Source organism: Duganella sp. GW822-FHT06D06 (genome assembly GCF_058799615.1).
Genome location: NZ_JBXALQ010000010.1, coordinates 99,869 through 114,884 on the forward strand (window position 1 = coordinate 99,869; position 15,016 = coordinate 114,884).

At 67.0% G+C, this 15,016-nt stretch carries 12 protein-coding genes; 2 read left to right on the forward strand and 10 right to left on the reverse strand.

Going from position 1 to position 15,016, the window contains the following annotated elements; genetic code table 11:
- Nucleotides 1–5: 5 nt before the first annotated feature.
- The 5 genes from AC1RMD_RS19145 to AC1RMD_RS19165 form a co-directional block, all read right to left on the reverse strand.
- Entirely contained in the window at nucleotides 6–851 is an 846-nt protein-coding gene (locus AC1RMD_RS19145; protein ID WP_492928334.1) for a universal stress protein, read from the reverse strand.
- 9 nt (nucleotides 852–860) lie between these two features.
- Entirely contained in the window at nucleotides 861–1,703 is an 843-nt protein-coding gene (locus AC1RMD_RS19150; RefSeq protein WP_492928335.1) for a universal stress protein, read from the reverse strand.
- 94 nt (nucleotides 1,704–1,797) lie between these two features.
- Nucleotides 1,798–3,189 carry an efflux transporter outer membrane subunit gene (locus AC1RMD_RS19155; protein ID WP_492928337.1) on the reverse strand — a complete coding sequence of 464 codons (1,392 nt, stop codon included), beginning with the start codon at nucleotides 3,187–3,189 and terminating at the stop codon, nucleotides 1,798–1,800.
- The gene (locus AC1RMD_RS19160) at nucleotides 3,186–6,320 is read right to left on the reverse strand and encodes a multidrug efflux RND transporter permease subunit (RefSeq protein ID WP_492928338.1); all 3,135 of its coding nucleotides are present in this window, start codon (nucleotides 6,318–6,320) and stop codon (nucleotides 3,186–3,188) included. Before AC1RMD_RS19160 ends, AC1RMD_RS19155 begins: the two co-directional genes overlap by 4 nt.
- Nucleotides 6,321–6,338: 18 nt before the next feature.
- Nucleotides 6,339–7,502 (reverse strand): efflux RND transporter periplasmic adaptor subunit, encoded by a 1,164-nt coding sequence (locus tag AC1RMD_RS19165; RefSeq protein ID WP_492928341.1) that lies wholly within the window; start codon nucleotides 7,500–7,502, stop codon nucleotides 6,339–6,341.
- Between the two features lie 130 nt (nucleotides 7,503–7,632).
- Here AC1RMD_RS19165 and AC1RMD_RS19170 point away from each other — a divergent pair, with 130 nt between their 5' ends.
- Both AC1RMD_RS19170 and AC1RMD_RS19175 read left to right on the forward strand, forming a co-directional pair.
- Entirely contained in the window at nucleotides 7,633–8,346 is a 714-nt protein-coding gene (locus AC1RMD_RS19170; RefSeq protein WP_492928343.1) for a response regulator, read from the forward strand.
- Nucleotides 8,346–9,428: an ATP-binding protein gene (locus AC1RMD_RS19175; RefSeq protein ID WP_492928521.1), complete on the forward strand. Its 1,083-nt coding sequence runs from the start codon at nucleotides 8,346–8,348 to the stop codon at nucleotides 9,426–9,428. Before AC1RMD_RS19170 ends, AC1RMD_RS19175 begins: the two co-directional genes overlap by 1 nt.
- Nucleotides 9,429–9,434: 6 nt before the next feature.
- Here AC1RMD_RS19175 and AC1RMD_RS19180 read toward each other — a convergent pair whose 3' ends face one another.
- The 5 genes from AC1RMD_RS19180 to AC1RMD_RS19200 all read right to left on the reverse strand — a co-directional run bounded on the left by AC1RMD_RS19180 (nucleotide 9,435) and on the right by AC1RMD_RS19200 (nucleotide 14,970).
- A complete protein-coding gene (locus AC1RMD_RS19180; protein WP_492928345.1) occupies nucleotides 9,435–9,827 on the reverse strand; it encodes a nuclear transport factor 2 family protein in 393 nt (130 codons plus the stop codon).
- Between the two features lie 71 nt (nucleotides 9,828–9,898).
- The gene (locus AC1RMD_RS19185) at nucleotides 9,899–10,540 is read right to left on the reverse strand and encodes a PEP-CTERM sorting domain-containing protein (protein ID WP_492928346.1); all 642 of its coding nucleotides are present in this window, start codon (nucleotides 10,538–10,540) and stop codon (nucleotides 9,899–9,901) included.
- Nucleotides 10,541–10,638: 98 nt separating this feature from the next.
- The gene (locus tag AC1RMD_RS19190; protein WP_492928348.1) at nucleotides 10,639–12,360 is read right to left on the reverse strand and encodes a diguanylate cyclase domain-containing protein; all 1,722 of its coding nucleotides are present in this window, start codon (nucleotides 12,358–12,360) and stop codon (nucleotides 10,639–10,641) included.
- Nucleotides 12,361–12,363: 3 nt separating this feature from the next.
- Nucleotides 12,364–13,623, reverse strand: a complete 1,260-nt coding sequence (locus AC1RMD_RS19195) for an ABC transporter substrate-binding protein (RefSeq protein WP_492928349.1) — start codon at nucleotides 13,621–13,623, stop codon at nucleotides 12,364–12,366.
- 243 nt (nucleotides 13,624–13,866) lie between these two features.
- Complete coding sequence (locus tag AC1RMD_RS19200) at nucleotides 13,867–14,970, reverse strand: GNAT family N-acetyltransferase (RefSeq protein WP_492928351.1); 1,104 nt, start codon at nucleotides 14,968–14,970, stop codon at nucleotides 13,867–13,869.
- Nucleotides 14,971–15,016: the final 46 nt, after the last annotated feature.

Sequence of the window (15,016 nt, forward strand, 5' to 3'; positions counted from 1 at the left end):
TGGTCTCAGTGCGAGATCAGCACCGGCAGCGTCATCTCGCGCAATATGCTGCGGGTGGCGCCGCCCAGCAGGGTTTCATGCAGGCGGTGGTGGCCGTAGCCGCCCATCACCAACAGGTCGCAACCCCGTTCGGCCGCGGCGCATAGCAGGGCCGAACCGATCTCCACCGTCGTAAACTCGCGCATCACGTCCACCTGCACGCCGTGACGCGCCAGGAATAGCGCCATGTCGGCGCCCGCTTCGGTGCCATGGCGGGCCGGGTCGCGGTCCGCGTTGAGCACCAACAATGTGATGCGTTCGGCCAGGTGCAGCAAGGGCAGGGCGTCGCTGAAGGCGCGCGCCGCTTGCGCGCTGCCATCCCAGGCCAGCAGCGGATGGCGGAACGCCGCCTGCGTACCGGCGGCCCTGGCCTCGGTCGGCGCCAGCAGCAGCGGGCGGCCGCTTTGCAGCAGCAGTTCCGGCGGCAGCGGACGGCCGACGCCGAACTGGACGTCGTCAGGGTCGGTCTGGCTCAGCACCAGCAGATCGGCATAGCGGGCATGCAGCAGCAGGCCGCTTTCGGCGTCGTCCTCGTACAGGCTGCTGGACCACAGCTTCACGCCGGCAGCGGCCACATTGCGTTCGAAGTTGGCCAGGGCGGCGGCGGCCTGGTGGCGCAGATGGTCCAGCACATGCGGCGGCAGCGGCCAGGCGCCCAGACTGTCGTTCCATTCCGCATAGCGCGAGATGCCGGTCAGCGCGACCCCGGTCAGGTGGGCGCCGGTGGCCAGCGCGACCTTGGCGGCCAGCGCGTAGCGGCCAACCGCATGCGGCGACTGGTCGCAATGCACGGCGATGGTTTTATAGCTCATGGCCGCTCCTCAATGCGACATCAGCACGGGCAGCGTCATCGATTCCAGCAGCGTGCGGGTGACGCCGCCCAGCACGGTTTCGCGCCAGCGCTGGTGGCCGTAGGCGCCCATCACCAGCAGGTCGGCGCCCAGATCGGCCGACAGCGACAACAGCGCTTCCCCGATGTTCATGGCATGCGGTTTCGGCTGCTGCAAGACTTCAACCTCGACGCCGTGGCGCGCCAGGAACAGCGCGATATCGGTGCCAGGTTCGGCGCCATGCACGCCGTACTGATGCTCGGCATCGAACACCACCAGTGTGACGCGGGCGCTGCGGCGCAGCAGCGGCAGCGCGTCGGTGACGGCGCGGGTGGCGGAGCGGCTGCCGTCCCAGGCCACCAGCGCATGGCGGTCGATGTGCGGATAGGTGCCGGCATACGGCACCACCAGCACCGGCCGGCTGCCGTGCAGCGCCAGATAGGCCGCCAGGCCGGGGCCCATCAGCACCCCTTCTTCGCCCGGCTCGCATTGGCTGAGCACCACCAGGTCGGCATAGCGCGCCTGGAGCACCAGGCCGTCCGTGGCGTCGTCATCGCTGATGCGGCGTTCGTAGCGTACCTCGGCCGCGCGGGCCTGGGCTTCGAAGCGCACCAGCGCCTGTTCGGCGGTGCTGATCATTTCATCGAGCTGTTCTTGCGGCACCATGCCGCCATACATCATGGCGCTGTTGCGGTAGAACTCGCCCGAGACGCCGGTGGTGGCCGCGCCGATCAGATGCGCTTCCTGCTGGCCTGCCAGGCGCGCGGCCAAAGCGATGCGTTCCGGGGCGTGGGCCGAGCTGTCGACGTGGACGAGTATGGTTTTGTAGGACATGACGTTCTCCAGGACAAGTGAAAAGTCCAGCCTAACAAGCGTCCCCCGAAAAATATATGATCTGAATCAAAATCACCTCATTGCGCCAGTGCTGCTACTCGCCGCGCAGGCCGCCGCCCAGCGCCTTGTACAGCGCCACGGCGTTGCCGAACTCGTTGCGCCGCAGTTCCAGCAGGGTTTGCTGGCTGGCATACAGCAGCCGCTGCGCGTCCAGCAGCTCCAGGCGGCTGTCCTGGCCGGCGTCGTAGCGCAGCCGGGACAAGACCAGGCGCCGCTCGGCGCTGCCGACCACGCGGGTCTGCGCTTCGATCTGGCGGCCGTAGGTGGCGCGCCCGGCCAGTCCATCCGCCACTTCGCGGAAGCCGGTCTGCACGGCTTTTTCGTACTCCAGCACGGCGGCGGACTTGCGCAACTCGGCCAGCCGCAGTTCCGAGCGCAGCTTGCCGTGGTTAAACAGCGGCTGCGTGATCTGCGGCGCGAACGACCAGGTCCGCTGGCCGCTGCCGAACATGCCGGACAGCGACGGGCTTGCAAAGCCGAGGCTGGCCGTCAGCGAGATCTGCGGGAAGAACGCGGCCTTGGCCGCGCCGATGTCGGCGTTGGCGGCCACCAGTCCCTGTTCGGCCTGGCGGATGTCGGGACGGCGGGTCAACAGCTCGGATGGCAGGCCGGCCGGCAATTGCACCAGCACCGGCTGCCGGTCCAGCGCGACGCCGCCCGGCAGAGCGGCCGGCGCGTGGACGCCGGTCAGCAGGTCCAGCGCATTGCCGGCCTGCGCCACGGCGCGCAGGCGCGCTTCGCGGTCCGCCTGCGCGCTGGCGACCTGGCCTTCCGCTTCGGCGACGTCGAGGCCGCTGCGCTGGCGGGCGGCCTTCAGCTGCTGGGCCAGTTCCAGCGAGCGCTGCCAGTCGGCCAGCGTGCGCTCGGTCAGTTGCAGCTGTTCCTCGGCCAGGCGCTGGGCGAAGTAGGCGTCCGCCACCGCGCCGACCAGCGCGATCTGCGCGGCACGCCGGCTCTCGTCGCTGGCGACATAGCGCGCGAACGCCGCCTCGGACAGCGCGGCCACGCGGCCGAACAAGTCCAGCTCGAACGCGCTGATGCCGATCCCGGCCGACTTCTGGCTGTCCACCGAGGCGGCGGCCGCGCCGTTGGCGGCGCTGCGCTGCTTGACCAGGCCGGCGTTGGCGTTCACCGTCGGCAGGCGGGCGCTGTCCTGGAGGTCGAACTGGGCGCGCACGGACTGCACGTTGAGCAGGGCCAGGCGCAGGTCGCGGTTGTTCTTCAGCGCCAGGTCGATCAGGGCTTGCAGGCGCGGATCGCCGAACATCGATCGCCAGCCAAGATCGGCGCCGCTGGCGCCGGCGCCGGCGGCAGCGCCAAAACTGGCGGGCACCGGCGCTGCGGGTGTTTCTAAAACCGGCGTCAGCGAACAGCCGCCCAGCAGCAGCGCCAGGGCCAGCGCGGCCGGGATGTGGGATTTACTCATGCCGCTTCCTTCTCTGCGATGCCCGCTTCCGGCTGGCGCCTGGCGCCGAACCGTTCAACGAGACCTAGTACAAACACATAAAACACCGGCACGAAGAAGATCGCCAGGATGGTCGCGGTGACCATGCCGCCGAACACGCCGGTGCCGATCGCGTGCTGGGTCTCCGAGCTGGCGCCGCCGGCCAGCATCAGCGGCAGCACACCCAGCGCGAAGGCCAGCGACGTCATCAGGATGGGGCGCAAGCGCAGGCGCGCCGCTTCGATGGCCGATTCCATCAGGCCTTTGCCGTCCTGGTGCATCTGCTTGGCGAACTCGATGATCAGGATCGCGTTCTTGGCGGACAGGCCGATCACGGTGATCATGCCGACCTTGAAGAACACGTCGTTCGGCAAGCCGCGTATCAGCACGGCGGCCACGCAGCCGAGCAGGCCCAGCGGGACCACCAGCATCACCGACAGCGGTATCGACCAGCTCTCGTACAGCGCCGCCAGCACCAGGAACACCACCAGCATCGACAGCGCCATCAGCATCGGCGCCTGCGCGGCGGACTGCTTCTCCTGCAGCGAGCTGGCGGTCCATTCAAGCGCGTAACCGGGCGGCAGCTGTTTGGCCAGGCGCTCCATCTCAGCCATCGCCTCGCCGCTGGACGCGCCGGGCGCGGCGCTGCCGCTGATGCTGGCCGCCGGATAGCCCTGGTAGCGCACCATTTGCAGCGGCGTGTCGCGCCACTGCGGCGTGACCACTTCGCTCAGGCGCACCATGCCGCCGGCCGCATTGCGCACGTGCAGACGCAGCACGTCGTCCAGCTGCATGCGGGCGCCGGCGTCGGCCTGGATGATCACCTGCTGCATGCGGCCGTGGTTGGGGAAGTCGTTCACGTACTGCGAGCCCATCGCGGCCGACAGCGTTTCGCTGATGCTGGTGAAGGCCACGCCCAATGCTTCCGCCTTCTGGCGGTCGACGTCGAGCTGGATGCTGGCGCCATCCGGCAAGCCTTCGGGATAGACGCCCTCGACCAGCTTGCTGCGCGAGGCCAGTTCCAGCAGCTGGTGCTGCGCTGCCTTCAGCGCGGCGGCGCCCTGGTTGGCGCGGTCCTGCAGGCGCAGCGAGAAGCCGGACGAGTTGCCGAGATCGTCGATGGCCGGCGGCATCACGCTCATCACCTGGCCCTCGTTGGTCTGCGACATGGCGGCCTGCGCCAGTTCCACCTCCTGCTGCACGGTGGCGCCGTTGCGCTGGTCCCAGTCCTTCAGCATGGTGAAGGCGATGGCCGCGTTCGGTCCGCTGCCGGTGAAGCTCCAACCGAGTATCGACTGGTTGTTGCTGATGCCGTTGCGCGTCACCAGGTGATCCTCGAATTTCTTGACGATGTCGAGCGTGCGTTCGGTGCTGGCGTCGGACGGCAGCTGGATCGAGGTGATGAAATAGCCCTGGTCCTCTTCCGGCAGGAAGGACGCCGGCAGCAGCCGGAAGCCGAAGGCCAGCAGGCCGACCAGCACGGCGAACACCAGCATCACGCGCCCGGAGCGCTTGACGATGCGCGCCACGCCGCTTTCATAGCGGCTGTTCATGCGGTCGAACTTGCGGTTGAACCAGCCGAAGAAGCCGGTCTTCTCCTGATGCAGCGGATCGACCGGCTTGAGCAGGGTGGCGCACAGGGCCGGCGTCAGCGTCAGCGCCAGGAAGGCGGAGAACAGGATCGAGACCGCCATCGACAGCGTGAACTGGCGATAGATGGCGCCCACCGAGCCGCTGGCCAGCGCCATCGGGATGAACACCGCCGTCAGCACCAGCGTGATGCCGATGACGGCGCCGGTGATCTCGCGCATCGCCTTCGAGGTGGCGGCCTTGGGCGACAAGCCTTCGGTGGCCATCAGGCGCTCGACGTTCTCGACCACCACGATGGCGTCGTCGACGATGATGCCGATCGCCAGCACCATGCCGAACATGGTCAGCACGTTGACCGAGAACCCCAGCAACAGCATGATGGCAAAGGTGCCCAGCAGCGCGATCGGCGCGACGATGGCCGGGATCAGCGTGTAGCGTATCTTTTGCAGGAACAGGTACATGACCAGGAACACCAGCAGCATCGCTTCGAGCAGCGTATGCACCACTTTCTCGATGGAGATCTTGACGAACGGCGCGGTATCGAACGGCACCGAGTAGCTGATGCCGGCCGGCAGGGTCTTGCTCAGTTCATGCATGCGCTCGCGCACGGCCTGCGCCGTCTTGACCGCGTTGGCGCCGGGCGACAGCTGCACGGCGGCGCCGGTGGCGGCGCGGCCGTTCTCGCGCGTGGCGCTGGCGTAGTTCTGCGCGCCCAGCTCGACGCGGGCGACGTCGCTCATGACGACCTTGGAGCCGTCCAGATTGGCGCGCAGCACGATGGCGGCGAACTGTTCCGGCGTTTGCAACTGGCCTTGCACGGTCAGCGGGATCGACACGCGCTGGCCGGGCAGGGTGGGCGTATCGCCGATGCGGCCCGGTGCGATCTGGGCGTTCTGCTGGGCCACGGCCGTGCTCAGGTCGCCCATGGTCAGCTTGTAGGAAACCAGCTTGTTGGGATCGACCCAGATGCGCATGGCTTTCTCGGCGCCGAACAGCTGCACCCGGCCGACGCCGGGAATGCGGCGCAGTTCCTCGACCACGTTGCGCGCCATGTAGTCGCTCAGGTCGATCTCGTCGTACTTGCCGTTGCTGGCGCTCAGGCCGACGATCATCAGGAAGCCGGAACCGGCCGATTCGACCGACAGGCCGTTCTGGCGCACCGCCTGCGGCAGGCGCGGCTCGACCGACTTGAGGCGGTTTTGCACGTCCACCTGGGCCAGCTCCGGATTGGTGCCAGGCTTGAAGGTGGCGGTGATCTGCGCCGAACCGGAAGTGTCGGCCGACGATTCGAAGTACAGCAGGTTCTTGACGCTGGAGAGTTCGCGTTCGATCAGGCTGACCACCGCGTCGTTCATGGTCTGCGGCGTGGCGCCGGGATAGCTGGCGCTGATGCTGACGCTGGGCGGCGCCACCGACGGATAGCGCTCAACCGGCAATTGCGGGATGGCGATCAGTCCGAACAGGACGATGAAGATGGCGATCACCCAGCCAAAAACAGGGCGGTCGATGAAAAATTGAGGCATGACTTGTTCCTTGCAGTATTAGCGCTGCGCCGGCGCGCCGGCCATGGCGGCGACGGCGGTGCTGGCAGCTTCGCGTTGCCACGGCGTGAGCTCCAGTTTGGTGTCGGGCCGGATGCGGTCCAGGCCTTCGACCGCGATTTTCTCGCCGGCCTTCAGCCCCTGGGTGATGAGGTAGTTGTGGCCGACCATGCCGCCCAGCTTGACGTCGCGCAGCACGGCCTTGTTGCCCGCCCCTACCACCCAGACGCGGCTGGCGCCGGCGTGCAGCACGGCTTGCTGCGGCACCAGGATGCCGTCGGCGTCGGCCATGCGCGCGATGCGGGCGCGCACGAACATGCCGGGCAGCAGTTGGCGGTCGCGGTTGTCGACCAGGATGCGCAACACCATGTCGCCGGTGCCGGTATCGACGTTGATGCCGGAGAACAGGATGCGCGCGTCCAGGCCGTAGTTATTGCCGCTGCCGTCCAGGATGGTGGCCTTGGGCGGATGGGCGGCGTCGCCGCGCAGCGTGCGCAGCATGGAGGCCGGCTGGCGTACATCCACGTACACCTGGTCGATCTGCTGGACGCGGGCCATCGGCGTGGCGTCGGTTTGCGCCACCAGTGCGCCTTCGGTCACCAGCTCCTCGCCGATGCGGCCGGAGATCGGTGCCGTGACGGTCGCGTAGCCGAGATCGAGGCGGCGGCGCGCCAGCGTGGCCTTGGCCTGCGCCACTTCGGCCTGGGCCTGGTCGCGCTGCGATACGGCGTCGTCATAGGTTTGCTGGCTGATGGCGTCGGCCTGCACCAGCGGGCGGATGCGCTCGGCCTGGATCCTGGCGCGCACCAGCGCCGCTTCGGCGCGTTGCAGCGCGGCGGCGGCGGTGTCGGCGTCGGCCTGGAAGGGTGCGGTGTGGATCTGGAACAGCGGCGCGCCGGCCTTCACTTCGGCGCCTTGCTCGAACAGGCGGCGCTGGACGATGCCGCCCACCTGGGGCCGGATCTCCGCCGTGCGGAAGGCGGTGACGCGGCCGGGCAGGTCCTCGGCCAGTTCCACCGGGCCGGCGGCGACGGTCAGCGTGGAGACTTTCGGCGCCGGCGGCGCCTCGTCGGGCGGCGCTTGGCGGCAGGCGGCCAGGGTCAACAGGGTCAGCCCGGACAGCAGCGCCGGCAAGGCCTTGAGTGAAATCTTCGTGATGTGCATAGCTAGTCGTCCAAAGTGTTTTCCCTCCGTGAGGGAATGCAGGACTAGCAACTTTAAACGCCCAACGTGACCTATCTATTGAGGAAATATGGAGATATGATGGAGATCGTTACTTTTTTTCAATTTATTCATGTCTAGTTCTCCCGGAACCCCGTTGGTGTTGATCGCCGAGGACGAAGCCGAAATTGCCCAAATCCTGCAAGCCTACCTGGCGCGCGACGGCCTGCGCACCGTGCACGCGGCCGACGGCCGCATCGCGCTCGACCTGCATTTGTCGCTGAAGCCCGACCTGGTGCTGCTGGACGTGCAGATGCCGCGCGTCGATGGCTGGAAGGTGCTGTCCGAACTGCGCCAGCGCGGCGACACGCCGGTGATCATGCTGACCGCGCACGACCAGGATATCGACAAGCTGATGGGCCTGCGCATCGGCGCCGACGATTACGTGGTCAAGCCCTTCAACCCGGCCGAAGTGGCCGCGCGCGTGGGCGCCGTGCTGCGCCGCGCCGCCGCGCGCAACGTCGGACCGGTCGCCGGCGTGCTGCGTTGCGGGCCGCTGGAGATCGACCTTGAAACCTATCAGGCCAGCGCCGAGGTGAACGGCCAGCGCACGCCGCTGAACCTGACGCTGACCGAGTTCCGCCTGCTGACCCACATGGCGCGCGCACCCAAGCGGGTGTTCACGCGGGCCGAGCTGCTGCTTGCCTGTCTGCCCGAAGGCAACGCGCTGGAGCGCACGGTGGATAGCCACGTCAGCAAGCTGCGCAAGAAGCTGGAAGACAGCGGCCTGACCGGCGTGCTGACCAGCCTGCGCGGCGTCGGCTACCGGCTGGAGGATGCGGAATGATGCGCGGCCCCGGCCTGAACCGGCAGATCACGCTGGCGATGCTGGCCGTGTCGCTGGGGATGACCCTGGTCGTCCTGCTGGGCTCCTACGTGTTCTACGCGCTGGTGATCGAGTACAACCCGGAGCTGCTCTCCGGCCCCTCCGACATGATCCCCACCAGCACCGAATGGATCTGGATGGCATCCGTCACGATGGTCGCGCTGGTGTTCGCGATCTGGGCGTCGGCGCGTTTGGCCAGGCGCATCCTGGCGCCGTTGAATTCGGTGGCCGACAGCGTGCGCCGCGTCGCGCATGGCGACCTGGCCGCGCGCGCGGTGGCGGGCGACCGTTCGCTGGGCGAGACCGCCTTGCTGGTCGACGACTTCAACGCCATGGCGGAACGCCTGCAGCGCATGGAGCGCGAGATGGTCACCTGGAACGCCGCCATCGCGCACGAGCTGCGCACGCCGGTGACGATACTGCGCGGCCGCTTGCAAGGCTTGGCCGAGGGCGTGTTCCAGCCGGACGAAAAACAGTTCCGCGGCTTGCTGCACCAGGTGGAAGGCCTGTCGCGCCTGATCGACGACTTGCGCATGTTGAGCATGTTCGACAGCGGCCACCTGAAGCTGGAACTGGCCGATTGCGACCTTGCCGGCGCCATCCGCGACGTTGTGCATCTGCTGGCGCCGCAGATGGAGGCGGCCGGCTACCAGCTGGCGCTGGACCTGGCGGAAGGGCGCATCTGCTGCGACGCCGCGCGCATGCGGCAGATCCTGCTGGCCCTGCTGGACAACGCGGGACGCTATGCCGACCCCGGCGTGATCCGCATCCGCACGCGGGTGCTGGGCGCGCTGTATCTGCTGCAGGTGGAAGATGCCGGTCCCGGCATCGATGAGGAACTGGAAGGCAAGCTGTTCCTGGCCTTCCACCGGGGCGATCATGCGCGCGCCGGCGCGGTGGGCGGCAGCGGGCTGGGCCTGGCGGTGGTGCGCGCGATTGCCGAGGCACACGGCGGCGTCGCCGCCTACCGGCGCGGCGACATGGGCGGCTCGATGTTCGAGATCGCGTGGCCGATGCCGATGCCAGGCCCCGCCGTCAGTTGACGTGCTTCAGGTGGCTTGGCCGTGGAAGGCCTTGTTGGCGATCTTCCAGCCTTGCTCCGTCTTGAGCAGCACGAAGTAATCGACGAAGGTCGTGGCGCCGTGCACCAGCGTGATGCGGGCGCAGGCGGCGTTGCCGTGCACTTCGATCCAGTCGGCGGTGCGGCGGCGTTGCGCCTCGTCGGCGGCCGGCGTGCCCTTGAAACGTTCGCAATACAGCTCCAGCGGCCACGACGTGAACACGCCTTCGCGCATCGATTCGATGTGCGCGCTCGGCAGGAAGGCCTTGCGCATGAAGTCGGCGTTATCCTGGGCATGGCCCCGGAAATAGTTTTGTATCGGTTCCAGCACCGCCAGTTGTTCGGCGTTGAAGCGCGGTTCGGACGTTTGAGCGTTATCCATAGGAGTCTCCTGATTGAAAGCGCATCCTACGTGACGCCGGCGCGGCTGTGACTGGGCCGCGCCGATAGCATCTATACTCCGGCGGCCATATCGGCGCCGGCGGCGCGCGCGCGGCGGCGGGCAACCATGCCCAGCAGGCCCAGGCCGGCGGCCAGCATGCCGTAGGTGGCCGGCTCCGGCACGGCGCTGACCTTGATGTTGGCGTCCGGCGCGAAGTCGGCCAGGCGGCCCAGGCCGGAAACGCGGGTGTCGATCGACCATACGGTCCAGGTGTAGTCCTTGAAGGCAAAGCCCTTGGACGGCAGCAGCGCGGCCGATACGGTGGAGTAGATCTCATTGCCGACGATGTGGGTGCTCAAGACGTTGGCGCCGGCGTTGCCGGTGCCGTCGGCGCGCAGCGTCACGACCGAGTTGAAGGTTACGCCCGGCAGTCCGACCGAGGTAAACGGCGCGTTGGTCGAGCCGCCCGCATCCAGTCCGAACACATAGGCGGCGCCGGCCACGCCGGCGATCGGGCCGGCGGCGGTGGTGCGGAACACGAATTCGTTGGTGGCGGCGTTGTAGCCGACATCGGCCGACAGCACGTCGAACGCGCCGCCGTGGCTGCCGGTGTAGCCCGCGAGGAAGTCGCCGGCCGGGTCGGTCACGGCGTGGGCGTTGGCGGCAGCGGCGATGGCGGCGATGGTGATGGCCTTCAGTAGCAGTTTTTTCATGTTAGTGGTCCAGATAGGGTTGGAGGGGGCTCGCTCGAGGCCAGCCAACCGTATATTCCCGACAACAAGAAAAAGGTTTCAAATATTATAAAAAACTCCTACCGCCGGTCCAGCACCACCTGGTTGCGGCCCTGTTTCTTGGCCAGGTACAGGGCCTGGTCGGCCGCGCGGATAAAGGCCTCGGCGCTAGATGCGGATCCGGGTGGCAATACCGCCACGCCGATGCTGACGGCGATATGGCCGATCGGCGAGCGTTCATGCGGCAGTTGCATCTGTTCCAGCGTGGCGCGTATCGATTCGGCCAGGGCCAGCGCCGTGGGCTCATCGGTGTCGGCCGCCAGCATGACGAATTCCTCGCCACCGTAGCGGGCCGCCAGGTCGCTGGCGCGGCGCGCGTGGTTGGCCAGCATCGTCGTCACCTGGCACAGGCAGGCGTCGCCCGCCTGGTGGCCGTAGTGGTCGTTGTAGGCTTTGAAGTAGTCGACATCGATCATCAGGAGCGCCAGCGGCTGGGCGGCGCGTTGCAGCGTGGCCGATAGTTCCGCGGCCAGTACTTCGTCGAAGCGGCGGCGGTTAGCGATGCCGGTCAGGCCGTCTGTCATGCTCAGCGCCGACAGCTTGAAGTTGGCCTGCTCCAGGTCGCGCGTGCGTTCGGCCACGCGCTGCTCCAGCTGTTCGTGCGACTGGGCGATGTTGGCCGCCATCTCGTTGAACTTTTGCGCCAACAGCGCGATCTCGTCCTTGCCTTCGTCATGCATGCGCAGCGCGTAGTTGCCCGGCTTGGTTTCGCGCATGATGCCGGCCAGCTTCTCCAGCGGCGAGGAGATGCTGCGGGCAATGCCAAAGCCCATCAGCAGCGCGCAAAGAAAGGAGATCACGCCGATCAGCACGATGTCGTCGCGCACCGTCTGGGCCTCGGCCAGCAGCAAGTCGTTCGGCAGCGTGCTAACCACGTACCAGTTGGTGCGCGGTACCGGCGTGTACACCGCCAGGTAGCCGGACGCCCGCGTGGCGCCAGCCGCGATCGCGCTGTAGGCCAGGTGGCCGGTGGTTTCGCCGTTCTGGCTGGCTGCGGCGATCTGTTTCAGCAACGCCGGCGCGACCGTACTGCCGGCGCCTTCGTTGCTCTGGATCAGGCGGCGACCGGCGCGCAGGTCGAGGATGAAGATCTCGCTGCCGGCGCCGAGGTTGACGTTGTCGAAAATGGTGGAGAAGCGGGTCGAGCGCATGCCGAGGAACAAGCTGCCCGCCAGCTGGTTGTCGCTCTTGAAGTAGATCTGGCGCGCCATGGCGATGCTTTGCTGGCCGTCCCACAAATCCAGCGTGCCCCAGTAGGGACGCCCTTTGCGCGATGCGGCGGCGCGGCTGAAGTCGCCGACGCCCTGGCCGAGCTGGGCGAACACCTGCGGGTCGAGTACCTGGTGGTCCGGCGTCAGGAAGTACTTCTGGTCGAAGTCCTGGAACGAGCCATAGTTGGCCAGCAGGATGCGGGTCAGGTCGGCGCGCGCGCGGCCCTGCTCGGCCGGGCGGTCGCCGGCGTAGCGCGCCAGCGCCGCTTGCACCGGGTCCGACAACACCAGCGCTTCGCTGCCGGCCTCGATGTCGGCCATGCGCAATTGCAGGTTCTTGGCGACCTGCTTGACGATCTCGGTGGCGAACAGGCGGCTCTTTTGCTGGATCGCCTTGCTCGATTCGGCCCAGGAAATATAGCCGGTCACCAGCAGCGGCAGCAGCGAGATCAGGATCAGGGCGGCGAACAGGCGGTGGCGGATGGCGATCTGGCGCAGCAGGCCGGCGGGTTGGTAGCGTCGCGACAGCATGGCTCAGTCCTTGCGGCCCGCTGCGGACTCGCTGCGCACCGAGGCATCCAGTTGGTGGGCGGCCTGGCGCGGCGTGATCTTGCCGGACAAGACGTCCTGCAGCAAGGGGTGCAAGGTCTCGATGCTGTTGGCCGGCAGGAAGGCGTAGTAGGGCGGCACCGCATTGGCGTGACGGCTCACTTGCCGCATATAGGCGTCCAGTTGCGGATCGGTCAGCAGTTGGCCGTCGACGCGCTTCATCGACGAGATATTGCGGCGGGCATTTTGCTGGATCGGATAGCCGGCGTTGGCCATAAACTCCAGCAACTGCATGGCCGCCGCGCGGTTGCGCGTATTGCAGACGGCGATGCCGGTCTCGCTGCCGATCACCGGCACCACGGTCTTGCCGGGCGCGTTCCATGGCGGAATGAACACGCCGGCATCGACCGTCTTGCCGCCCAGCAGGCGACCGGCGGCCCAACTGCCTTCGAAGGCCATGGCCGCCTTGCCTTCCGCGAACAGGCGTATGCCCTGGTCGTAGGAGGTGTTCATATAGCCGCGCTGCACGTAGCCGCGCGCGGCCAGCAACTTGATCTTGGCGAAGATGTCGGCGGTATCGGCGGTGTCGAGGTCCAGCTGGCCGCTGGCCAGTTGCCGGCGCCAGTCCGGCTTGCCCGCCGCGACATTGTTGGCAAAGCCGTGGCTGAACGGTCCGTTGCCCAGCATGTTGGGGAAGCCGCCGTCGAGGATCAGCGGCGTCAGGCCGGCTTTCTTGAGCAGCGCGCAGGCGGCCAGGAACTCGTCGAAGTTGGTCGGCAGCCGGTGGATGCCCGCTTGCCGGAACATGGCTTTGTTGTAGTAGATCAGCGTGGCCGCGACGCCGCTGGCGATGCCGAAGTGCTGGCCGTTGGCGGTGGTCCAGTCGGGCTTGAGCAGGTCCAGCATATTGCGCCACGCCGCCGTGCCGCTGACGTCGGCCAGCAGGCCTTGGGCGGCGAGGCCGGCGGCGTAGGCATTGGGATTTACCGAAATCAGATCCGGCAGCTGGTTCGAGGCGACCCGGGGTTTCAGGTTTTCCTCGACCGAGTTGCCGATCATGAACTGGACGTTGACCTGGATGTCGGGATGGGCGCGCGTGAAGGCGGCGGCGATGTGGTGCATTTCCTGCGGCCAGTCCGGCGCCCAGACCAGGGCCGTGACGACGGTCGGCGGCGCGGCCGGCAACGCGGGGGACGCGTAACTACCGTCGCCGCAGCCGGCCAGCGCCAGGGCCTGGATCAACAAGGCAGTGCATAGGGTACGTCGTTTCGACAATTGTCCGGTCGCAGTCGTGCTTGGCATGTCTGTCATGTTTCGGCCGGCGGGGCAGCGAGCATTTAGAGAGATACCATTAGATCACATGTGTTGCCATAAGGGAATCGCGCGTCGCGAAACTCCTGCTTGGCAGTCAGCAAACCGCACACATTCGGCCATCGGGAGTGGTACATGAGTATTGGGCCGGCAAGACAAGGGCCGATCTGGGAAGCGCTACTTGATGCGGCGCCGTGCCCACGCGACGGCCGAGCTAAAGCGGTGATGCAGCCAGCAGGCCGCCCGGTTTCGTATGCTCGGCCGCATCAGCAGCACATGCGCGCGTTGCACAGTGACGTTGCTCGATTGGTAGCTGTGGGCGGGGGTGCCGTAGCCGAGGTCGATGCGGACGAAGCGATGGTGGCACAGGTCCTCGACGGCCATGTGCAGTATCGTGGTTCCCACCGACAGATGATCGAGCGCGTTGTCGTGAAAGATGTTGAACAGGTGTAGCGTGTCGCTTGATCGCAAGCCGAGTATCAACGCGCAGGGGCGGCCGCCGCAGTCGATCTGGTAGCACAGCAGCATTCCGTGTTGCGCCAGCCCCTGCATTTCCTCCTCTGTCCATAGCTGCGCGCGATGCTCTGGTGTGATCAAGCTGGCCAGCGCCGCCAGCATGGACGCCAATTGCTCCGGACGTTCAATCCGATGCAAATCCAACTGCCCGCCACCGTGGTCGCGCAACTGCCGTTGCTGCCGTTTGAGGTTGTAGCGTCGTTTGGATCCGAATTGCGCCATGAATGCTTCAAAGGTCGTGGGCAAGGGAATTTGATGGCAGTCGCGCCAGTTGTTGAGCAAATGCTTGCGATAGCCACGTACGCCGCCGATATCGGCGTTTATGCATCGCCACAGCATGCTGTCAGCCGGCAATGACGTCAACGAGATGGCATGGCAGCCTGGAAAATGCTCCAGCAGAAACTCAAACAGCAAATCTAACAGCCCGGGCCGCACAGGCATCAACGGCGCGCTGCCAAGAAGGGCCACGCTTTCCACCCGCAGCGAGCCGAAGCGCAGGCGGCCCGCGGTGAAGTCAAAGTTGTGGCGCCGCAGCACCAGCGGCACCACGCCGACCACGGTTCGGCTGGCGCGTTCCAGCACCGTGAACAGCCGCGGCGGCGCGTGCCGCTTCGCCGTGCCGAGCAGATAGCCGAAGAACTCCGGGCTCTGATACACACGATCGTGACTTTCGCTCTCGGCCAGCAGTTCGCGCCAGCGCTGCAGCAGGGCGCTGTCGCCGATGCGGTCGGTGGCGTCTTCAATCAGGTAGGTATCGTTGGACATGGTCGCAAGACGATCCCACATCGCGCGCCGCCGCTTCTTGATGCAG

Bases quoted from the DNA above. Each gene is read 5' to 3' on its own strand.
- AC1RMD_RS19145 (WP_492928334.1), bottom strand. From the start codon at position 851: ATGAGCTATAAAACCATCGCCGTGCATTGCGACCAGTCGCCGCATGCG.
- AC1RMD_RS19150 (WP_492928335.1), bottom strand. From the start codon at position 1,703: ATGTCCTACAAAACCATACTCGTCCACGTCGACAGCTCGGCCCACGCC.
- AC1RMD_RS19155 (WP_492928337.1), bottom strand. From the start codon at position 3,189: ATGAGTAAATCCCACATCCCGGCCGCGCTGGCCCTGGCGCTGCTGCTG.
- AC1RMD_RS19160 (WP_492928338.1), bottom strand. From the start codon at position 6,320: ATGCCTCAATTTTTCATCGACCGCCCTGTTTTTGGCTGGGTGATCGCC.
- AC1RMD_RS19165 (WP_492928341.1), bottom strand. From the start codon at position 7,502: ATGCACATCACGAAGATTTCACTCAAGGCCTTGCCGGCGCTGCTGTCC.
- AC1RMD_RS19170 (WP_492928343.1), top strand. From the start codon at position 7,633: ATGTCTAGTTCTCCCGGAACCCCGTTGGTGTTGATCGCCGAGGACGAA.
- AC1RMD_RS19175 (WP_492928521.1), top strand. From the start codon at position 8,346: ATGCGCGGCCCCGGCCTGAACCGGCAGATCACGCTGGCGATGCTGGCC.
- AC1RMD_RS19180 (WP_492928345.1), bottom strand. From the start codon at position 9,827: ATGGATAACGCTCAAACGTCCGAACCGCGCTTCAACGCCGAACAACTG.
- AC1RMD_RS19185 (WP_492928346.1), bottom strand. From the start codon at position 10,540: ATGAAAAAACTGCTACTGAAGGCCATCACCATCGCCGCCATCGCCGCT.
- AC1RMD_RS19190 (WP_492928348.1), bottom strand. From the start codon at position 12,360: ATGCTGTCGCGACGCTACCAACCCGCCGGCCTGCTGCGCCAGATCGCC.
- AC1RMD_RS19200 (WP_492928351.1), bottom strand. From the start codon at position 14,970: ATGTCCAACGATACCTACCTGATTGAAGACGCCACCGACCGCATCGGC.